We start from the raw sequence: 20,774 nt of genomic DNA on the forward strand, positions 1-20,774 counted from the left end.
AGTTTTCAGAACCGTCTATGCATGTTTCATTACCCTCAATACAAACTTCACCACCGTTGATATATATCTCTGATGTTCCGTAAGTGCAAATAGTATTGTTAATGAATCTGCAGTCTTCAACAGTATGTGCAAGTAATGTGTAAGTGAGATAATTACCGGATGAAGTCAAATTATTGCCAATTACATCAATATTACTTGATTCTACAACATATATTGCATATGCTGCATTTTTATCATATACCTCAATATTACAATTGGTGATTGTTGCTCCAAATGTTCTATAAACAAGAACTCCCCAACCGTTTGAGATCTTATCGTTTTTAATAGTTAAGTTTTCAACCCAAACACCATCAGTGTAAACTTTAAATTTAACATTATTAAATATAGGATTTTTACCAGTTATTTTAACTGCAGAATTGATGAATATTGTTTTATTTGAAAATTCACCATCAAAGTATAAAATATCTCCATCACTAACATTAGCTGACAAATATCCATTATCACTTATATAATTATCATAATTAACTGGAGTGACCGTATAGATTGTTCCATTAAAGTTGTATATTGGTTTTGAAGCATCATATTCTCCTTCAGGAGTTCTAACATGCCCATTACCTTTGTTAGGAGTTAGTACATTAACAGTATTAGAATTAGCATCCTTTGCATCAATCGCATAATAATTTTCAGTAGAAATATAATTATTTATAACAGTTAAATTTCCAGGCATCTTTTTGGAACTGAGTTTTTGAACTAAAACCCCCACACCAGATTGACTTACAATAGTATTACCAATTATTGTTAAATTAAATGCCAATGTGTTAATAAGAACACCTGCACCAGAAATTGTGGAAATATTATTATTAATAATTGAAATGTATGAACCTTGCGGATGAATTCCGGATCCTCCCAATACTTGCACAGTATTGTTTTCAACAATTGAATTATCAAGAACTGAAATTCCAGAACTTGATGAAGTGAGTCTGGCATTTAAAACAGTATTATTCACAACAACAGAACTATATGAACCAACAATAGCTGTTTCACCACCCGCTTCAACAGTCGGATTATTAAAATCAGCACCAGTAATGTTAATAATTTTATTGTTAATAATAGTATTACCTGCACCTGAAGTTGAAACACCTCTATACGCCCCAATAACCGTATTAGAGTCAATAATATTATTTTTACCCATTATTTGAATACCAAAACTCCAAGAAGTAGGTAATACATTATATTTAACCGTATTATTGTAAATTACATTATAATTAGATTCCCCTCCATTTAAAGGGCCGCCGGAATAACTTGATAAATAAATCGCATTTGCATCATCACAGCCAATATCATTATTTGCAATATTGTTATAATGAGCCCCACTTATGATTAAAGGAGGTGTGGATCTTGTCCCATGACCATAAGTTAACCCATAACAAGTCAACTTATTATCTGTAACATTATTGTAATTAGCATTATTTGCAATACAGATTGCATATGAAGATGCTCCAGTATTTACAATAGTGCATCCTTTAATTAAACAATTACTAGCACCATTTAAGAATACACCATAATTATAGTTATTGGTATTTGCGATATTCAAATTGGATATGTTACTTCCAGAAGCACCATCATATAATGTAAATACACAGTTTTGAAGATTATTTGAACTTGAACCTACAATATTTACCGGCACCCTAAATGTAAAATTCACTTTAGAGAAATCTCCGTCTACATTAATTATATCTCCCTGTTTAACATCGGTTGAAACTAACTCTCCTTTTTTGTTAAAGTAATTATTATAATTATCTGCATTAACTGTGTGTGAAGAAGAAGTTAAAACCTCGTTATTAGTTGTATCATCAGATATTATTTCATCTGAAATACTTAAATCATGAAAAGTTTCATCACTACTCTCCAATGTAGCATTTAAATCATCAGCTGCGCTAACAGCACTTATTGATATAAATAGCAGCAATAAAACTAATATAAAATTAATTTTTTTAACCATGATATACCTCACATTAAATTCAAATATAGTTTAAAGCTTTATTAAACAAAACTTTAATAATAATCTATTATATTATTAATTTTATAATTAAAGTATATTTAAAAATTTCTAAAATTTAAAAAAAAAGTAAATGATTAATTAATAATCATCATATTCATCATTCGGATTTCTAAGATAACCTGCTAAAAATATTACAATCAATATAATTACAGCAATAATAACAAACATCGGCATACTGGATTCTGTTGCAGTTGCAGATTTGGAAGTGGATTGTTCTGACAGTTCATATGCTTTGGAATTACCTGAATCACCTGCTGAAGCGGATGAAGCAGATGAACTTGAATCCTGAGATTCTGAAGCAGTTTTGGCTTCTCCGGTTTGACCCCCATCATTACCTGCAGAAGTTTTTCCACTGAATCCATCACTTGACTGTTGTTTTTGAGTAGTTCCATTAGCTAATTGATTGGCATTACCATTATCTGAACCAGAATTGGAATTACCGTTTGATGAACCCTCTGCATTGCCATTTGTAGACTCTTGGGTTTCCATTTGATATAAAGGATCAGTGTTTGTTGCTTGAGCTAAAATATCTGAAAACTGTTGTTTTTTAGAAGGAGTTAAAGAACTCATTTGAATAATTTTAGAATTCCATTCAAGATTTTTACAGGTGTGGTGACAACATGCAACCCCATATTGAATTACCTGATTCATATACTCATCAACCAGTTTTTGAACAGTTTTGGCATCTCCAGACCAGGTTCCCTGATTTGCCAGATAAATCATCCATGCAAGTGAAGTCTGATAACCTGCTGACGTAGTTGCACCATCAATATAACCATTCATTCCTAGCAGTTCATTAGCCAATTGATTTCCCAATTCAGCATTCAATTTATTATTACTTACAGTCAAACCTCCAAACATGTTCTGGTACCTTGCCGCATATGAGTTCATTCCGGTACCACCACCGGTTATAAGAGGCATATAATATTTAGGGTTTAAAAGAGTGGTTCTTATTTCATATTCGATTTCTTCCTCATAGGTTCTTGCAACATATTTATTCTTGACCCTTATATCCACAAATGAAGTGTCAGGCCTGGATAACCCTGACTGATTTCTCAATACAGTAGCTGCATTATATAACCCGCCAAACCAGTCATAATAATCATCTGAATCGAATAGTCTCCAAGTACTGTCAAAGTTTTGAGTTATCAAATCAGTTTTATTAAGCAAGTATATGAAGTTATCTTTCTGATTAGAAATTACAAGATTGCCATTTTCATCAATAGTCCATGAATAGGATACTCTTGACAAGTAAACATCCATTGCAAACTCATTTATTGTATCAATATTCCAATCCGCAGTATTTGGAATAAGGTTAGACATACCTGTTCCTTCCAATACATTGCCCGGAAGACCGAATAATCTATCCAGAGAAGGATTTTCTGCATAATGTTTGATAACATAATTGTTAGTCTCATTTTCATATGGTGCAAAAGCAGCCAAATTTACAGCAGTCACCATCCAGTTAATCCAATCCCTATTGTTTGTTACGATACTCGCAAATACATCAATTCTAGGTCTGTGAACCACAGTACCATTATTAAGCTTTACAGTCAGAAATTCCAACGGAAGCATTCTTACGCCAATAACCTTACCATTATCAGCCCATACCGGTTTACATCCCAGGAAGTATAAGAATTCTGCAACACCAATACCTTCAGTTCTTGATATTTCAGTACCCCAAAGTATAATTGAAGTTAATTCTGGCCATTTCCCATGTTTTTCATAATAATTAGCGAGTAATAAATCAACAATATTCACAGCGGATTCATATGCTGCCTCAGAAGGCATTCTTGAAGGGTCAGATGCATATCCATCATATCCAGTAGGTATTGAATCCCCATAAGAAGGATCTGCAAATAAACCTGCAGGAACATAACCTCCTTCCAATGCAGTTAGAATAGCATTCCATTCATTGTTATTTTGAATATTGACAATTACCTGTTCAGCATATAATGTTGCATTATATAATGAGCTGTTTACTTTAATTCCAAATCTCTCGTTTAATTCGCTGACAGAACTGCCATTAACAAGATATGCAACATAATCTCTTAAAAATTGTTTAATTTTATTAGATTCAGTTAAATAATTTAGATTACCGTCAATATCACTATAAAAATTCATTCCTTTAAATTGAGGATATAAGAATTCCATTATATAATTATATATCTTAGTTTGTGAAATAGTAATTGTAACAACTTCTTCAACCAGTTCATTGCCGGTTAAAATTTTACCTAAAGAATGAAGACCATAAGTAATGAAATCATCACCCATAGATTCCAGATAAAGATGCAAATCATCGAGCCAAGCATCAAAAGTTTCATTTTTTTCGTTGAATTTTCTAAATCCTAATGTTGGAGCCAAATCTATGATTTTTTTCTTGTATGCCGCAGCATTAGCAGTTACATTAAGTTTAACTTGGTCTTTATAATATGTAATATAATTATTTAACACAGTATAATTACCATATAAGCCAGAAGTTACCATTGCAGGAGTCATGTGTGTAATTAACATCGCTGCGATCCTATCACGTGCCACCATAGCCTCTCCAGGGTTTGAAACAATATAGGGATAGATAGTTGGAGTTAAAGTCAATTCAAATGTCCAATCTCCTTCAACTGAACCCAAATTTGTGCCTGGCAACCATTCAATAGTACCGTGAGTACCCATATTAATAATTGCATTTACCTTGGCGGTTTGGTCTAACCATTCATAAAATGCCACATAATACTGTGTTGGTGGCAGTGTCAAATCATGGTAATTTTCAACAGTTTTAATCTCTTCCCAACCTCTACTTGGCTGGAAAGTGATGAATATATTGCCGAACCAGATTCCCGGAACAACCATGTACTGTTCATCAGTACCATTATACACCATTGAAGGCCCCAAACCTGATCCCCAATAGTCAGTCATATTTTTAATTAAATCCTGAGGAAGGCCTTTTATTAAATTACGATAATCTTTGGTGGATATTAATTGATTATGTTGAACTAATGCACCCCAATTGTTTAAAACATATTGGTTGAGTAAACCAGAAGCCCAAGACCCCTTATTACCCATTCCAAAAATAATATCTTCCAATTGACGAGGAGTCATGATATTCCTTATATCCCCACCAGTATCATATCCCTGCTCATATAACTTGATAAGAAGTTCATAAGTACTTTGAGTAACATTCAAATATGATGCACCAATTTCTGCTTTACCCGGAGGATAATTATACAAAACAATAGCTATTGTTTTATCAGAATTATTTAAATCTTTCAAATCAGCCCATCCACAACTCAATTTAGCCATTTTGTCCACACCGGATTGAATTACATGAGTCTTACCTTCACCATCAACATAAGATAAAATTACCGGACCGAATACGCCTTCAAAACTTGGGAAAGTTACCGCATAAGTCCATTCAATTTGTGGACCGAGTTCACTATTATAACTATATTCAGAAATTTCATTAACTCCTTTAAGAACAGTCAAATCAATTTCAGATAAATCTCCTTCAGCAGACCCATTAGCATAACTTAAAGACCAACTATACAATGAAGTAATAGTTGAAATACCTAGAATAGAAGCATTTGTAACTCTGTTTAAAATTGAAGACATTGATGGATTAGTACTTGTCTTAAACACATTAAATGCAACCCTACCATTGGCAGAATAACTTCTGATTAATGAATCAACAACATCCCCACCACAGTAATATGTTGCAATAGCAATTACTTTTTTATCCGGATTAAGCTTGGATTTTAAATCATTTTCAAATCTGTTGAACAAATCAGTAGGATTTAATGCATGTTCAACCCAATATTCATATTCTTCTTTCATCCAATTTAAGCTTCCATCACTGGTTTTTGTATAACCCGGATTTTGTGTAATCCATTGATGTATCAAATCAGCACCAGGAACAAGAGTATACATTCCCAAATCAGGATGATAGAATCCGCATTCAGGACTCATTAAAGGAATTCCTTCTTCTGTTAAAGTTGGATTTGTATATTTATTAGGATTGATTAAATAACAGACATATTTAAAGTAATTTTCCATATTAGTTTTTAAAACATCAGAATCCTGAATGTCTTCAGCCTGGAAATAAGATCCGATGTAAGTGTTTTCTATGGTGTCATAATTATTATTATTCGGATTAGCACCAATGATATGTAAACCAGTTGCATTCAATATCTCCTGTGAATAAACACCAAAAGTGTATGCAACCTTATAATTAATATTTGCAGGAGAATTAGCTAAAATAACCTTTAAATAGGATGCTGTGAACTTGTTATATGATGAACTTTCAGCAAACATGTCAATGTGTATATAATTAGCATATTCGGCTAACCAAACTCTTGATTCATCAAAGTTGGTAGTGCTGATGTATGCAACACGTCTGGACATGTTCATTAGTAAATCAACTTTTTCGTTGTGGGAATTGTAGTCAACCAACAACAAGATATCCGGAACAAACATCACATCTTTAAGGGTGTATGTAACGTCATTTTTATTTGTTAAATCAACATCTATTTTAATAGGTTCATAAGACAAGTAACTAACTTCCAAATAATATTTGCTTGATCCGATGTTTTTAAATTCTGCAACTCCTTTAGAATTAGTTTTTTGAGTAGAAATCAGTTTATTTGATGAATCAAAAACCTTAACTGTTGCACCCGGTAAAATGAACCCATCTTCATCCCAAGTTTTTCCGGTTTCATTGAATGAATCTTTTACATAAATCTTAATTACATTATTATTTGATGATAATACATCACCACCAAGATTATCCGATGAGAGAATTTCATCACTGGAATTCTCAATTTTTTGGACAGATAAACTATCTTGAACATCATCAATTTGAGGTGAACTAGATACAGCATCTTCAATTGTTTCATTATCTGCTGAAAATACACAGCCTATAGAAAATAAAAGTATTATTGCAATAATTAATGTGAACAACAATTTTTTATCTGATTTCAAAGTTTCACCTCGTATTATATTATATAATTATTATTTTAATCACTTAACATATTTAAATTTTAGTTGAGGATATTTAAAAAATACTAAAATTAATAAAAACTTATTTAATTTCAATATACAAATAAGATACATTTAAATACTAAATCAAATATATAAAGTGTGCTATTATATAGAGGTGATAATATGCGTAAGATTACTATTGGTATGGTTATTTTATCTATAATCCTGATAGGTATGGTTATACCAGCAGGTTTTTCAGGTGAAGCCAATTCAGTTGTTATAACCTATGGTGAAACTACTCATGCGAATACAAATTATAAAGCTGACGTTGATTCCTTTTTTAAAAGTCAAACCAGCTTAGACTTAAATAATGTCGCTGAAAAAATTATTACAGCTAGTGAAGTTAACAAAATTTCAAGTACAATAACAGGAAAAACCTATGACTCAAGTCAGATTTTTTCCTCAGCACTTGTTGACCTTAATGATAATGACAATCTCGAAGTTAGTGTGGACAAATCAAAAATCACCACCATAACTGGAGATATGTACTTATCCGCATTGAAATCAGCCGGAATTACAAGTGGACATGTTTATGTAACTAGTCCAGTAACTGCAACAGGAGAATCCGCACTTGCAGGAATAATGAACTCATATGAAGAAGCCACTAATGTTGAAATTCCTGAAACTGTAAAAGAAGCAGCAAATAAAGAGATTTACACACAAGCGGAAATTGTTGAAAATTCAAACGTTAGCGCTGATAAGTTATCTGACTTAGTGGATGATGTCAAAGAAACCGTGCAAGAAGAAAACATTACAGATCATCAGACTATTGTAAACATTATTAACAATTACACAATAAACAACAACATTAACATTACAAATAATGATATCGAAAATCTTGCAAGCTCAATTGAACAAATTCAAAATGCTCAAGGAGACATCAATAATTACGAAACTCAGGTATCTGAAATTTTAAACAGTACGGATACTGGTGATTCAACAAATGACATATTAGGAGGAATATTTAACTAAAATATTCCCAACCTCTTTTTTTAAAATTTCTTAAAGATATTACTACAAATTATTAATGATATCCAAAATACATTAAGATAATACTACAAATTATATATTAATAATATCCACAAATATATTAATATGAATCAAATTAAATCTGCTAAGAAAAGAATTTTTTATTATGATATTATAAGGGCATTTGCCATCATTTGTATTATTGCTTGCCATACCTTCGCATCATTTGCAAGTACAAAAGGCCTATTTGGTTCAAATTTTTGGTATTATTCCGTTTATTTAAATATGCTGCGTAATTTAGGAGTTCCTCTTTTTGTAGTCCTTAGTGGATGTTTACTAATTGGTAGAAAAGATTCGCTTATTACATTCGCAAAAAAAAGACTCAACCGGGTTTTGGTTCCATATATATTTTGGGGAATAATATTCATTTTATTTGTAATTTTCTTACAATATATCGGCCAGAACTATTATGATTACGGCACTATCGGCAATTTGATTTTTAGTGTGTTCAACATCAATCCAGATGGAAAAACCGTCTTCTTTTGGTTTGTGCCAATGATTCTGGTAACCTATGTTATAATATTCATAATCAATAAGCTCAATGAACGTTACGAAAATACTTTAAAAATTGCTTTGATAATAAGTTTAATATTAATAGTTTTAATCAATATTGATTTAATACCTAAATCAAAACCATATAATTACTTGTATTATTTCATTTTTGCAGTAATGGGATATTATTTATCCGGATGTGATTTGAATAACAATAAATATGTTAATTTAAGTTATAACAAACTGTTGGCCCTATTCCTAATAATTGCAATCGCATTTTATAGTGCTGAAATTTTATTGCTAACATCACATTCATTAAGTATCAAAAGCTATGGTTCAATATCCCAATTCAACATATTAAACATTATCGCTGTACTTTCAACATTCCTTGCATTCAGATGTTTCTCAGAAAGTGATGGGATAATTAACAAATTAGAATCCAGCAAACTAGGAAAAGCAATTTTTTCAGTTAGTGTGTGCAGTTACGGAATCTATTTATCCCATATGATAGTTAAATATGGATTTTACATTTTATTAGCACCACTAAAATCTCAGAAGTTTGTTTATACTTCACTTACATTAGTTTTAACATTAGTTTGCTCATGGGCATTAATCTTAATATTAAGCAAGATACCTGTCTTAAAGAGATTATGTGGAGTGTAATTCCAAAATCTCTCTTTTTTTATTTTTATCGTGATTTTTATGAAATGGAAAATAGGCCATGTAAAAATTGACAATCAGGTTGTTTTAGCACCAATGGCCGGAATATGTGATTCTGCTTTTAGAAGAATTGCCAAATCAATGGGTTGTGGTCTTATTGAAACGGAAATGGTTTCATCAAAATCTCTAATGTATGGCAACTGGAAAACAAAAGAGATGTTATACATGACCGAAGAGGAAAGACCGATTTCCCAGCAAATATTTGGAGCAGATCCCGAATCATTTGAAATTGCGGCGGAATATATCTCAAAGACAATGAAACCCGACATCATTGACATCAACATGGGATGTCCTGTAACCAAAGTCGCAGTTAAAAGCAATGCAGGAAGTGCTCTTTTAAAAAACATTGATAAAATCGATGAAATAGTAAGAACAGTTGTAGATGCTGCAAATATACCAGTGACAGTTAAGATAAGAAGCGGATGGGATAAAAAAAGTATAAATGCCCTTGAAGTTGCAGGAGTTATTGAAGATGCCGGAGCATCAGCCATTACCGTTCATCCACGCACAAGAGAAGACCGATACGACATTCCAGCAGATTGGTCATTAATACATGATGTAAAAGACCATGTATCCATACCTGTCATTGGAAATGGAGATATTTGGTCATGTTATGATGGAAAAAAGATGATTGATGAAACGGGTTGTGATGCAATTATGCTTGGAAGAGCTGTTCGTGGAAATCCATGGTTAATCAAGCAATGTATTGATTATTTAGATAGTGGAATTGAACCGCAAAAAGTAACTCTTGATGAAAAAATAGCAATGATAAAAAGGCATGTTGAACTACTTTCTGAAAAATTGCCCGAAAAAGTGGCAGTGCATAAAATGAGAACACATGCAGCATATTATCTTAAGAATTCATATAGAAGTGTAGAAATTAAGCCAAAATTATTTAAAATTCACACAAAAGAGGAGTTATATGAATTGCTTGAAGATTACAAGAAATCCGTTGCTCGTTAACCATCTCATTTAAGCATGTTAAATGTTAGGATTTTGTTTAGCAATGCAATAATGACAAGTTGCATTGACATTATCCATATGCTTTTCCTTAACTGGACAGAAATATTCACCATTAATTTCTTCAACTTTCAAGTTTCCAGGAAATTCGCTTCCAACATGATGTATTGGCTCTTCTGTGATATACGTTACATACAATGAAATGACAGCATAAACTAATGGGAATTTATCTCCTTCAAAACCCGGCAATGCCTCTTTTTCAAACATTCTCTCAAGAATAGGGAATGTTTCATCAAAGGAATCCTTATCAATATTTGAATCATCATAATCCTTTAAAGCGATGAGTTCATTTATGCGCAATATGAAATTTTTAATATAAATTTCCAGGAAGTGTTCACGATACTCTTCATCGAGATATTCACCTTCTTTTCTCATGCGTTCAGAAAGCTCCATTAAGTCATATACACTAATTGTATGTGCATATTTTTTAAGTATTCCCATCAATTCGCTTTTTTTAATAGAATTTTTTGAGGATAATTCCTTTAATTCTATTAGAATATCTTTAGATTCCATAGTAGTATATTATTTTTATGAATTAAAAATATTTTTTTGTTTAATATGTTAGGGAAGTAAACTTAATTAATGTAAAAATTAGTAAAATAAGAAAATAATTAATATTCATGGCCCGTTAAGAGTAACCCACCTTCTGTTTAACAGCATTCATCTTAGCGTGCTACCTTGCCTCATACAGATTGTCATCGGCACCTTTGCTCTTGCATCCTATGGAATGGCCGTTTCACCGTTCCTTTTAATGTCCTCAATTTAATATCATCGTCAACCATTAAAAGACGTGTCGTTTCTGCTCCAGAGTCATACTTCTCAGTATACGTTTTTCAACGCCATAGTTCTGTGTGATGGGCGGAGTTTCCTTAGTTTAAAATAAACCAGCAGCTGTCTTTAACTTGCCAAAAAATATTAATTAAAAGTAGCAGGGCCTAGATTTGAACTAGGGATCTCGGGGTTATGAGCCCCGCGGGATCACCAGACTACCCCACCCTGCTATACGAACAAAAATAGTATAAAACTATAATATAATTTTAATAAAGATAATATATAAACCTTTCTATATTTATAGAAAAAATTGAAAAAATTAAGAAAATAAAATTAATTATTTTCCAAAGATTCAATTCTTTTATCTAAATCATCCAATTTCTCTTCAGTGACTTTTTGGAATTCTTCAGAAGATTTTTTAAATTCATCAAAAGATTTCTCCAAACTATCAACATGACTTGTGGTTTCGCTGAATTTAGATTCCAATTCATCTAAATCATTGGTTGTAGCTAAAGACCAGTCTTTAATTAGTTGATCGCTTTTTTCATCTAAAAACGCATCAATTTTGTGAGAAAATGCATCAGTATTTAAACCTGACATGTCTATATCACTTAATTTAACTTTAATCCTTTTACTCATTGAGCCAGACTCTTCTTCAGCCTGTTCTTCTTTAGTCAAATCATAATCTGAATTTTTACCCAATAGCTCATCCATATGAGCATCAGCAGTTTTTGGAACGTAACTACGTAATTTTTGAGCTGTTTCAGGGCTGTTAAGTAAATAATAATAAATTAAAATTATAATAGCAATAATCAATATTATTATTGCAAAAGCTTCAATAGCTTCCATATTATCCCCTATTTATTCATTTTATTAAGTTTAGCTTCTTTAGCCTCAATTTCTTTGAGCATTTTTTCTAATTTCTTTTGCTCGGTTTGAGCTTCCAATCTTGCCAATCTTTCATTAATTTCAGTGTGCAAATAACCAACTTCACTTCTGACATCAGTAGTGGACTGTCTTATTGCAGAAAGACTATCTTGTTTGTCTTGTGGCAATGGAATCGGATTATCCATTAATCTTTTGGATTCAATATCTTTCTCAACCATAGACATTTTTTTAAGTTCAATTTCTTTTTCAAGCATTAAAATTGAATTTTTAGATTGTGCAACTTTTCTCCATTGGAATACAATAATTAAAAGCACAATTGCTACAATAATCAAAACAATTAATAAGAACATTTGATCAGGAATTGTAGGGACATCCATATTATTACCTCCGATTAAATTTATACAATATAATGAATATAAAATATTATATAAACTTTATCAATTATAAAATTAATTATTAATACAGAAGGTAAATATCTATGATGGAATCTTATATAAAAGCTGGAAAAATTGTTTCAGATATTCGCAGTGAAGCTTCAAAAATGATTAAAGATGGAACTTTAGTCATTGACCTAGTGGAATATGTAGAAAGTGAAATTTTAAAAACTGGAGCAGAAATTGCTTTTCCATGTAATGTATCAATAAATGAATTTGCGGCACATTATACTTCTCCGGCAAATGATGAAACTTTAATCAATGCGGGAGATATGGTAAAATTGGATTTAGGTGCAATGGTTAATGGGTATATTGCTGATTCTGCAGTAACTATAATCGCTGAAGGAAACATTGATGAAAATTACTCCCAAGACGAGATTAATTTACATGAAGAAATTGTCGAAGCGTCCGCTGCAGGTCTGGAAGCTGCAATATCCACCGTTAGAGCGGGTGTTGAAGTGGCAAAAATTGGAGCTGCAGTGCATGAAGCCATATCAGAATACAATCTAAACCCTATTTTTAATTTAGCCGGGCACAGTTTAGAGCAAAATAATTTACATGCTGGAATTTCAATACCAAATTATGATAATCATGACGGATATGTTCTAGAAGAAGGTCAAGCAATCGCAATTGAACCATTTGCAACAAATGGAGAGGGCATTGTAAATGATGCACCTGGCCATTACATCTTCTCGTATATGGCAAATAAGCCCTTCAGAATGAAAAGTACACAAAAAGTGTTAAAATACATCCAAAACAATAATCAGCATGTTCCATTTTCAGGAAGATGGATAACAGATAAATTTGGTGAAAGACGTGGAAATACTGCTTTAAAACAATTATCCGATGCCATGGCAATTTATCCATATTCCCCACTTAGAGAAAAGAAAGGTTGTTTTGTAAGTCAAAAAGAACATACTGTAGTTGTTGAAAAAGAAGGTTGTATTGTTACAACAATTTAGAAGAGAGCATATCCTCTTCAAACTATTTTTTTATAATTTAAAATAAGAATTTTTGTTGATTTTTAAAATAATAAAAGAAAAAAAAGAAAAGAAGGATTAGTATTCCACAGGAAGTGGTAATCCCATTTTAGCCCTTCTTTCTCTTTCTTTACCGTTTTTGTCTTTTTTACCTTTAGCTAATTTTTCAAGTAAAGGAAGACCAGGTTTTACTTCGTCCATTGGTTTTGTTTCAATTAAACCAGCAGCGACAGCACCTTTGAATATGTTTGCACCGTCATCAGTTCTGGTCAATACAGTAGACCAACCGTCAGGAGATCCAACTGAACCAGTTGATACATCAGACCATTCAGCAACATAATCCATACATATGTTACATCCTGCTTGTTCGTATCCGTGTGTTTCTTTAATGGCTAAACCAGAGTCTTCTCCATCTTTGGTTAACCAGAATTTTCCTTTACCAATGTCCATTTTGCTTGCATCTTGTAAGCTGTCAAATCCTAATTTTGCAGTTGCAAATGTGTCAAGAGAAGCCATAGGGAAGTTTTCCATACAGTAGATACCGACAATTAATTTGATTTTGTCAGCGACAAATCTAGTGAATGGGTAAGCTTGTGCTTTTCTTAAACCTTGGGTTTGACATGGAGTTGCTACTACACCAACTTTTTCTAATCCATATTGACGTGTTGCTTCTTTTACTGCGGATAAAGTTGGGGACATTGAATATTTGGTTCCTGCTGCAGCGATAACTTCATCTGCGGAAGTTACTACAGTAGGAATAGGTCTCCAATCATCGTCAGGAGTTCCAGCTACTACTGCACCTTCAATAATTCCTTCATCGAGTGCGTAACAGAGTAATGCTGAAACAATTCCTCCGTCTTGTGATACATCTAGAATTTTTTTCTCAGTAGATCTTGCAGAGAGTGCTTCTTTATAAGTACCTAATGGCATATTCAATCCTCCTAAAGTCCTGTTTCCTTTTTAATTCTTTCTACAGGTAACCATGCTCTTGGACACATTGTGTAACAATTTCCACATTTAATACATCTGTCTCTGTCACAACTAGGTCTACCTTCAGAAAAGCCCATAGCTCTTGTTGGACAAGCTAGAGCGCAAGTTCCACATCCAGAACATAATCCGTTACGGATAATGTTAGTTAATACGTCACAACCACAACCTTTTTCACATGCAGCTTTATCTAAAGCAGGTTGTAAGTATGCCATGTCTCCTTCACATAATGCAACTACAGCTTTTGCAATCATTTCAGGAGCTACAGGACAACCTGGAAGTGCTAAATCTACTTTAACTAATGAACTGATAGGTAAGAAAGATTCGTGTTTAGGTTGTGCTTGTTGACCACCACGAGCGAAAGTGGTGAAACAACCAGTCATTGCACAGGAACCGAATGCACAAATTAAACCAGATTTTTTTCTTGCTTCTAAAAGTTCGTGTACACTGTGTTCATCTTGTAAACATACAGAACCTTCAATTAAACATAAGTCCATTTCAGGCATTTCTTCAGCATAAGTACCGTGAATCCATTTGTCTACTAAAGTTTGTCCGTATACAATGTCAATCATGTCAGTTAAAACAGTGGATAATATGTCATAGTTTTCAGTTAAAGACATTGCATCACCGGTACAACCACTTAAGTGTATGTAACCAATACGTGGTTTGGATGAAGCAGCTTTAGGTTCTTCTGGTGCTTTTGTTTCAACAGGAGCAGCAGCTTCAACTTTTTCCTCTACTTTTGGTTCTTCTGCTTTTTCAGATCCACCAAAAGCTTTTTTCAATTTATCAAACATTATTTTACCCCGATTTCTTTTAAAATAATATCTATAGTTTCTGGAATAGCCTTTTCAACAGGTTCTGTTAAACCCATATCAATATCCGGAGTTGGTATTTCAGCAGGTTTACAACCAACAATTACAACTTCACATTTTTTGGAAATTTCACGAAGAGGATCCTCAACAGTCATACCATGAGGATTATCGTATTTTCCTTGTTGCATAACATTAGGATCAAAAATATCCACAGTTCCAGGTTCATCATTAAATTCAACTACATCCACAACGATGAGTTTTTTCCAATTATAATCAGTATATAACGGGAAAAAGTTAGTTGGAGCTGCAGTTCCACCATCAATAAATTGAACACCTTTAGGTAATGTTATGCCTTTAACTTTTTCTTCAATGTCTTTTAAAATATCCTTATCAAACTCATTTTCAACAAAGTCAGTAATTGCCGGATCATAATAGTCTTTTTCATCATTAAAAATTTTTTGTAAAATATTAATGACTACTGGACCGTATCCATCATCTTTAAATAATACATTCCCGCATCCAATTACGATAATATCCGAATCATAAGGCATTAATAAATCCTCCAAATACTTAGATTCTCACCATTTCGTTTTTAAGAATGGATTTATCTTCATCGTCAACTACCATTACATGAGTAGCACAGGATAAACATGGATCGTAAGCTCTGATTACATGTGGACCTAACTCATGATGGAATCCTTCAGTTGCAGGACCCATAGTTGGAATATTCCAAGTAGTTGGTACAATTGCAGAGTAGAATTGGGTTTTACCTTCTTTGACTTGAGCCATGTGTACGTCAGTTCCTCTAGGACCTTCAATAACACCAAATCCAAGTTCACCAGTTCCTCTTTTATCGTATGATACATTCGCAGGTGCTGCAGGATCAATTGCATCTAATGCTTCAATACAAGCTTCATAGTTTTTAATCATTTCGTCAGCACGTGCAACGTGTTGAGCAACTACACCTTTATCTTTAAATCCTGCAAATTTTTCCATTCTTGCTCTTGGACCAGTTTCAACATTAGTTCCTTCCCATAAAGGAATTACAGAACATGCTTTTTTACCAATGTCTGGGTCATCATACCATGCTTCAGGTAATACTTCTGAGAATTTGTCCATATCGAAATCGTTGGTACCGTAAGTTGCATCGGTAGCCATTAATGGTTGGTTAACTACACCTAAATCTTTAGGTAACCCAGCTTCAAGTACACAGTTTTTGATAAATTCAACGTGTGCTTCGAGTTTTGGTTTGAATGCAGTCATTCTTTCGATTAATCTTTCTTTGGTGAATGGTGTAATGTTTCTTGCCATTCCACCTACTCTAATATCAGATGGGTGAATACCTTCACCAGCAATCATATCTACAACATATTGAACAGTTTTTCTTACTTCACTTACACTGTTAACTGCATCTACGAATTTGTCCTCAGGGACAACGTCAGGTGCAACTAAGAAGTGGTGAATTGCTGCACTGTTAATACCATGTGCTGCAGCGACAGCTTTTCTTAACAATTTAGCTGTTTTAGGAATTTCGATTCCTAATGCCATGTCCATTGCTTCAGCTGAAGCTAAGGTATGTGGAATTGGACATACTCCACAAATTCTTTGACATAAAACAGGAGCGGTTTCAGGAGCTTTGTTAAGAACCATCTTTTCTAAACCCCTAACAGGAGTTATACTTAAATACATCCCTTTTGTAACTATCCCTTCATCATCAACTTCCATGACGAGTTCGGCATGGCCTTCTTGACGAGTTGTAGGGGATATAACTACTCTATCTTTCAAATTTGTCACCTCAATTTTAAAACTTAGAAACTAACATTAATAATATTTGTTTAATTATATTTATAAAGTAATACTAAAAATACAGATAGAAATATATATAAGAGATAAACAACTTAATTATATTATTATCTTTAATAAAATTATTAGGAGGGATAATATTGGAAAAATCAAATATAATCATTTCAATAATTATTGTGTTATGTATTGCAGCAGCAGTAGCGGCATATGGAATAACCAATAGTAACAATCCAATTTTTTCAGATTTATCTAGTATGCCTGCTAACGATAATCCCGGAAGTGGAACTGGAAACAATACCACATTAACTAATGGAAGTGGATCTTCTGTAGCAACCACATCTGGCAGTGACAGCAGTTCTAGCTCAGGACCAGGATCAGATGATAGTGGAAGTTCAAGTGGCAGCTCAAGTTCAGGATCCGGATCAGGATCAGATTATAGTGGAAGTTCAAACAGTGGAAGTAGCAGCGATTATTCCTCAGACAGTAGTAGTTCTTCATCTGATTATTCAACAGGTACTTATTTATCTCAATCTGAAGCACAAAGTATTGCAGATGGAGCAGTTCAACAAGAAGGATGTTATGCTGGTACTGTAAGTTATTCTGGTGGATACTGGTATTTCACAGTATACAATGAAAATGGAGAAGCTGTCGACAGTATTATGATTAATGATGCAACAGGTCAGACAGGAAGAGGATAAGATTAAAATTTTTTAATCTTTTTTATTTTTTTAATAATAACAGATAAATATATATAATAAAAAAAATAAATCAATTATTGTTGTACTCAAGGGCCCGTAGCCTAGCTGGATAGGGCGTCGGACTTCTAATCCGAAGACCCCGGGTTCAAATCCCGGCGGGTCCGTTAAAAATTACTATTTTTTCTAAAAAAAACTAAAAACTTTAATATGATATTTTTGGGCTTGTAGCCTAGTCTGGAAGGGCGTAAGACTCCTAATCTTAAGATCGAGGGTTCAAATCCCTCCAAGTCCGTATTAAAAATTATCCAACGTCAGTGTTTTCGTTGGTTTTCTTTCTTTTACATGATTATCGAATAAAATTTGACCATATTTGCCTCCCCCACCAGGAATCACTTCAATAGACCTATTTCTAAATGATTCTATAACCCGAGCAATATTTAAATCAATTTTACTTATTTCACCAATAGGGGAATTAATCAAAACATCTATCTCAGTACCAAAAGCATCAATTAGTTTTTGCCATTTACCCTGAACTGTCTTTGTAGTAACTCCTTTTCCATAAACTGCAGATATTAACTCTGCAAGAGGCATAAGATGAATATAATCCGGTCTGAAATCCGGATGTTTTGGTTCAGAATAATCAGCAATCTCCGAAATTCTATAATCTACACCTTTTTTTATAGTTCCGCCACAACTGCATTTCATTTTATTATCTTTAGCAACCTCAGGATCTATAATTTTAAAACATTTGATACATGCAGTCATGTGATATTTTCCAAGGTTTGGAACCAAACCGTAATTTGTTTTAATTTCTCTTTTTTTAATTGAATTTTTTATTGAAGAGTATGAAATATCTTTAATCTCCAATGTATTAAACTCCCGACCAAGCCTATGAGGCCAAGGAGAATGAGCATCAGAATTTGTTAAAAATGGAAAATCCTTAAGTTCACTAATCGTATCAGCCATAAAAGTATCTGCAGATAAACCTAACTCAACAAAATCAGGTTTTTTATCATAACAGTCATAAATACTGTCAAAGGATTTATACATCCCCGTCCAAGGAGTGAATGCATGCGCCGGACCAATCAAACAATCATATTCCCTAACCATCTCTAAGAGTTCCGCACCAGTGTATCTTGTTCTTGGTCTGCCATCAGTATTTTTATTTTTAGAAATCAATTTTTCAGACAGTTCACGTGCAATATCAATATTTGGAATGATAATCAAATGATGAATCCTATTTCTACCTTCAACTTCTGTTGTTAGAACAAAATCCATTCCGTCCAAAGTATAAATTCCATCCCCCGAATAGATTGTGCTTTCTTCAATAATGTTTAACCAACCTGGATGAAACGCATCCCCTGTGCCTAAAAGATGTAATCCTTTTAATTTAGATTTAGGAGCCATGTTTTTAATTATCATGTCTTTTGATGATGCTGATGAAAAACAACTGTGAACATGAAAATCTGCATTTACCAACATGAATATTAATTATAAAATTAAATTTATATTAAATTATCCAAAATTTTACTTAAATGTGCAACCGAAAATGTATCCCTTTTGGGAGTTAAATCGACCCCAAGATTATCTTCATTAACACTTGAATCAATTTCATCAAGATTTTTTAAAAAATAATCTGTTCTTTTGATTAAATCAATAATTTGCTTTTGAGTTGTTGGATATGCAAGTTTTAATGTAGGGATTTTAAAATCTTCAATGATTTTAATTTCTAATATTTTAGCATTATTACAAGAACTTGAACCGAATAATATCAACTCATTTAAAGCACCATACATTCCACTGGAATTTCCTGGTCTTTTTCCCAGTATTATTGCAGCATCAGCTTTATTGATTACTTTTGAAAATAAGAACAACCTTGATTTAACTCCGGATGGAATTTCATCAGTGGAGTATTTTGAAATTAAATTGTCAAAACTTAGATTGCCCTCGCAAATATCATTATTATCATATTTAGAAAAACTTGAGGGAGATAAATAGGTATGTCCATTTTTTTCAATCAATGGAATTACAATCATTGCGGCATCAGGTACGACTACAACATTCATATTTAAAAAAAGTTAAAAGTGATATATTGATTAACCAATATATCTTAAATCATCTGCATTTCCAGCATTAGCCTTATTAATTAAATCTTGTTCCATTTGTTGAGCTTTAGCAATCATTTCTCTGGTTTCTTCAGCTCTTTCCTCTAATTTATCAACATTAATTTCAAAATTAAGTAAAAATGAAAGTTTATTTAATATAGCTTCGGCAGATTCAGCATCAATGAAATATCCTGGAGTCTCTCCCATTAGACAAGATCCATGAATTCCCTGGCGAACAGCCAGACCTAAAAATAGTCCTGAAGCGCCAACGATTCCACCATCATTAGATCTTATTTCAATTTCGGCTTCCTTCAATAATTCAACATCTTCTTCATGTGTAGCTGCTCCAAAAACCTTAGGATTTTCAATTGGTTGACCAGTAGCCATTCCACCCAATGTAAAAATTCTGCTTATATCATATTGTTTGACAAATTCCAAGATATCATTGCATACTAGGTATTGACCTTCCGGAGATAAGGACTGTGTGTTACCTACGAGAAGTATCAAATCCAAATTATCTTCACCAACATCCTTCAGATAATATAATTCATTAATCATATTTCCAATTACGCCCTCATCCTTAACAAGAACTTGAGGCGGGAAAGTTGGAGAATAAATTTCAGCAAATTTAGTTGCTTCAAATTCATCAATCATATGATCGGCAGCTAATTTACCAACATGACCCAGACCAGGTAATGCCTCTATAAAAATAGGATTATCTAATTCGATTTCTTCTAAAATAGTTATTTCTGTGGCATTCATATCCTATTGCTCCTTCATTGATTCTTTCTTTAATATACGACGATATTTCCCATATTTATCCTCTACTGAAAACTTAGGAGGATAAATAACTTTAAGTTGCCCGCCACATTTAGGGCAAGCATCTTTTAAAGTATAAATCCCACATTCGGGACATTTATTCATTTTCATATTCATAAG

General features: G+C 32.9%; 18 protein-coding genes, 3 tRNA genes and 1 other RNA gene. 7 read left to right on the forward strand and 15 right to left on the reverse strand.

Translation table 11 applies throughout. From position 1 onward, the window contains the following. Together Q4Q55_RS01255 and Q4Q55_RS01260 are read right to left on the reverse strand one after the other, a co-directional pair. Positions 1-2,002 (reverse strand): right-handed parallel beta-helix repeat-containing protein (locus tag Q4Q55_RS01255; RefSeq protein ID WP_303371008.1); only part of this gene is annotated, 2,002 nt, incomplete at its 3' end. A 138-nt stretch (positions 2,003-2,140) separates the two neighbouring features. Beyond that, positions 2,141-6,910, reverse strand: a complete 4,770-nt coding sequence (locus Q4Q55_RS01260) for a cobaltochelatase subunit CobN (RefSeq protein ID WP_368660128.1) — start codon at positions 6,908-6,910, stop codon at positions 2,141-2,143. A gap of 306 nt (positions 6,911-7,216) precedes the next feature. Between Q4Q55_RS01260 and Q4Q55_RS01265 the strand changes: the two genes are divergently transcribed. From Q4Q55_RS01265 to dusB, 3 genes are all read left to right on the forward strand, one after another. Then, a complete protein-coding gene (locus Q4Q55_RS01265) occupies positions 7,217-8,065 on the forward strand; it encodes a DUF1002 domain-containing protein (RefSeq protein WP_303371010.1) in 849 nt (282 codons plus the stop codon). Positions 8,066-8,188: 123 nt separating this feature from the next. Further along, positions 8,189-9,277: an acyltransferase gene (locus tag Q4Q55_RS01270; RefSeq protein ID WP_303371011.1), complete on the forward strand. Its 1,089-nt coding sequence runs from the start codon at positions 8,189-8,191 to the stop codon at positions 9,275-9,277. Between the two features lie 39 nt (positions 9,278-9,316). After that, complete coding sequence (gene dusB / locus Q4Q55_RS01275) at positions 9,317-10,297, forward strand: tRNA dihydrouridine synthase DusB (RefSeq protein WP_303371012.1); 981 nt, start codon at positions 9,317-9,319, stop codon at positions 10,295-10,297. Between the two features lie 18 nt (positions 10,298-10,315). On the opposite strand, the gene Q4Q55_RS01280 is transcribed toward dusB, so the two are convergent. The 5 genes from Q4Q55_RS01280 to Q4Q55_RS01300 all read right to left on the reverse strand — a co-directional run bounded on the left by Q4Q55_RS01280 (position 10,316) and on the right by Q4Q55_RS01300 (position 12,390). Next, on the reverse strand, positions 10,316-10,867 hold the full coding sequence (locus Q4Q55_RS01280; RefSeq protein ID WP_303371013.1) for a DUF2115 family protein: 552 nt from the start codon (positions 10,865-10,867) through the stop codon (positions 10,316-10,318). A gap of 110 nt (positions 10,868-10,977) precedes the next feature. Next, positions 10,978-11,260: RNase P RNA component (gene rnpB, locus Q4Q55_RS01285), an RNA gene on the reverse strand. Positions 11,261-11,280: 20 nt separating this feature from the next. Continuing rightward, positions 11,281-11,355 (reverse strand) — tRNA-Met (locus tag Q4Q55_RS01290). A gap of 103 nt (positions 11,356-11,458) precedes the next feature. Beyond that, positions 11,459-11,974 (reverse strand): hypothetical protein, encoded by a 516-nt coding sequence (locus Q4Q55_RS01295; protein ID WP_303371014.1) that lies wholly within the window; start codon positions 11,972-11,974, stop codon positions 11,459-11,461. 8 nt (positions 11,975-11,982) lie between these two features. After that, positions 11,983-12,390 carry a hypothetical protein gene (locus tag Q4Q55_RS01300; protein WP_303371015.1) on the reverse strand — a complete coding sequence of 136 codons (408 nt, stop codon included), beginning with the start codon at positions 12,388-12,390 and terminating at the stop codon, positions 11,983-11,985. A 101-nt stretch (positions 12,391-12,491) separates the two neighbouring features. On the opposite strand from Q4Q55_RS01300, the gene map reads away from it, so the two are divergent. Beyond that, the gene (gene map / locus Q4Q55_RS01305; protein WP_303371016.1) at positions 12,492-13,409 is read left to right on the forward strand and encodes a type II methionyl aminopeptidase; all 918 of its coding nucleotides are present in this window, start codon (positions 12,492-12,494) and stop codon (positions 13,407-13,409) included. Positions 13,410-13,505: 96 nt separating this feature from the next. Here the strand turns inward: map and frhB are convergent, their stop codons facing one another. From frhB to frhA, 4 genes are read right to left on the reverse strand one after another with little or no spacing between them, the layout of a single operon-like run. Further along, positions 13,506-14,357, reverse strand: a complete 852-nt coding sequence (gene frhB, locus Q4Q55_RS01310; protein WP_303371017.1) for a coenzyme F420 hydrogenase subunit beta — start codon at positions 14,355-14,357, stop codon at positions 13,506-13,508. A gap of 11 nt (positions 14,358-14,368) precedes the next feature. Further along, entirely contained in the window at positions 14,369-15,211 is an 843-nt protein-coding gene (gene frhG / locus Q4Q55_RS01315) for a coenzyme F420 hydrogenase subunit gamma (RefSeq protein WP_303371018.1), read from the reverse strand. Continuing rightward, positions 15,211-15,780, reverse strand: a complete 570-nt coding sequence (gene frhD, locus Q4Q55_RS01320) for a coenzyme F420-reducing hydrogenase, FrhD protein (RefSeq protein ID WP_303371019.1) — start codon at positions 15,778-15,780, stop codon at positions 15,211-15,213. Before frhD ends, frhG begins: the two co-directional genes overlap by 1 nt. 19 nt (positions 15,781-15,799) lie before the next feature. Next, complete coding sequence (frhA, locus tag Q4Q55_RS01325) at positions 15,800-17,014, reverse strand: coenzyme F420 hydrogenase subunit alpha (protein WP_303371020.1); 1,215 nt, start codon at positions 17,012-17,014, stop codon at positions 15,800-15,802. A gap of 158 nt (positions 17,015-17,172) precedes the next feature. On the opposite strand from frhA, the gene Q4Q55_RS01330 reads away from it, so the two are divergent. From Q4Q55_RS01330 to Q4Q55_RS01340, 3 genes are all read left to right on the forward strand, one after another. Further along, positions 17,173-17,730, forward strand: a complete 558-nt coding sequence (locus Q4Q55_RS01330; RefSeq protein ID WP_303371021.1) for an endoglucanase — start codon at positions 17,173-17,175, stop codon at positions 17,728-17,730. 90 nt (positions 17,731-17,820) lie between these two features. Beyond that, a tRNA-Arg gene (locus Q4Q55_RS01335) sits at positions 17,821-17,894 on the forward strand. 54 nt (positions 17,895-17,948) lie between these two features. After that, positions 17,949-18,022 (forward strand) — tRNA-Arg (locus tag Q4Q55_RS01340). Positions 18,023-18,024: 2 nt separating this feature from the next. Here Q4Q55_RS01340 and Q4Q55_RS01345 read toward each other — a convergent pair. The 4 genes from Q4Q55_RS01345 to Q4Q55_RS01360 are packed head-to-tail and all read right to left on the reverse strand — an operon-like array spanning position 18,025 to position 20,771. Continuing rightward, positions 18,025-19,212 carry a TIGR00375 family protein gene (locus Q4Q55_RS01345; RefSeq protein ID WP_303371022.1) on the reverse strand — a complete coding sequence of 396 codons (1,188 nt, stop codon included), beginning with the start codon at positions 19,210-19,212 and terminating at the stop codon, positions 18,025-18,027. A 23-nt stretch (positions 19,213-19,235) separates the two neighbouring features. Continuing rightward, on the reverse strand, positions 19,236-19,796 hold the full coding sequence (locus Q4Q55_RS01350; RefSeq protein ID WP_303371023.1) for a DUF2112 family protein: 561 nt from the start codon (positions 19,794-19,796) through the stop codon (positions 19,236-19,238). 30 nt (positions 19,797-19,826) lie between these two features. Beyond that, positions 19,827-20,597: a proteasome assembly chaperone family protein gene (locus Q4Q55_RS01355; RefSeq protein ID WP_303371024.1), complete on the reverse strand. Its 771-nt coding sequence runs from the start codon at positions 20,595-20,597 to the stop codon at positions 19,827-19,829. Positions 20,598-20,600: 3 nt separating this feature from the next. Beyond that, positions 20,601-20,771 carry an RNA-protein complex protein Nop10 gene (locus Q4Q55_RS01360; protein WP_292821201.1) on the reverse strand — a complete coding sequence of 57 codons (171 nt, stop codon included), beginning with the start codon at positions 20,769-20,771 and terminating at the stop codon, positions 20,601-20,603. Positions 20,772-20,774 lie beyond the last annotated feature (3 nt).

Source organism: Methanobrevibacter sp. (assembly GCF_030539555.1).
Taxonomy (GTDB): Archaea; Methanobacteriota; Methanobacteria; order Methanobacteriales; family Methanobacteriaceae; genus Methanocatella.

Bases quoted from the DNA above. Each gene is read 5' to 3' on its own strand.
- frhB (WP_303371017.1), bottom strand. From the start codon at position 14,357: ATGCCATTAGGTACTTATAAAGAAGCACTCTCTGCAAGATCTACTGAG.
- Q4Q55_RS01295 (WP_303371014.1), bottom strand. From the start codon at position 11,974: ATGGAAGCTATTGAAGCTTTTGCAATAATAATATTGATTATTGCTATT.
- dusB (WP_303371012.1), top strand. From the start codon at position 9,317: ATGAAATGGAAAATAGGCCATGTAAAAATTGACAATCAGGTTGTTTTA.
- Q4Q55_RS01360 (WP_292821201.1), bottom strand. From the start codon at position 20,771: ATGAATATGAAAATGAATAAATGTCCCGAATGTGGGATTTATACTTTA.
- map (WP_303371016.1), top strand. From the start codon at position 12,492: ATGATGGAATCTTATATAAAAGCTGGAAAAATTGTTTCAGATATTCGC.
- Q4Q55_RS01345 (WP_303371022.1), bottom strand. From the start codon at position 19,212: ATGTTGGTAAATGCAGATTTTCATGTTCACAGTTGTTTTTCATCAGCA.
- Q4Q55_RS01280 (WP_303371013.1), bottom strand. From the start codon at position 10,867: ATGGAATCTAAAGATATTCTAATAGAATTAAAGGAATTATCCTCAAAA.
- Q4Q55_RS01355 (WP_303371024.1), bottom strand. From the start codon at position 20,597: ATGAATGCCACAGAAATAACTATTTTAGAAGAAATCGAATTAGATAAT.
- Q4Q55_RS01300 (WP_303371015.1), bottom strand. From the start codon at position 12,390: ATGGATGTCCCTACAATTCCTGATCAAATGTTCTTATTAATTGTTTTG.
- Q4Q55_RS01265 (WP_303371010.1), top strand. From the start codon at position 7,217: ATGCGTAAGATTACTATTGGTATGGTTATTTTATCTATAATCCTGATA.
- frhD (WP_303371019.1), bottom strand. From the start codon at position 15,780: ATGCCTTATGATTCGGATATTATCGTAATTGGATGCGGGAATGTATTA.
- frhG (WP_303371018.1), bottom strand. From the start codon at position 15,211: ATGTTTGATAAATTGAAAAAAGCTTTTGGTGGATCTGAAAAAGCAGAA.
- Q4Q55_RS01270 (WP_303371011.1), top strand. From the start codon at position 8,189: ATGAATCAAATTAAATCTGCTAAGAAAAGAATTTTTTATTATGATATT.
- Q4Q55_RS01350 (WP_303371023.1), bottom strand. From the start codon at position 19,796: ATGAATGTTGTAGTCGTACCTGATGCCGCAATGATTGTAATTCCATTG.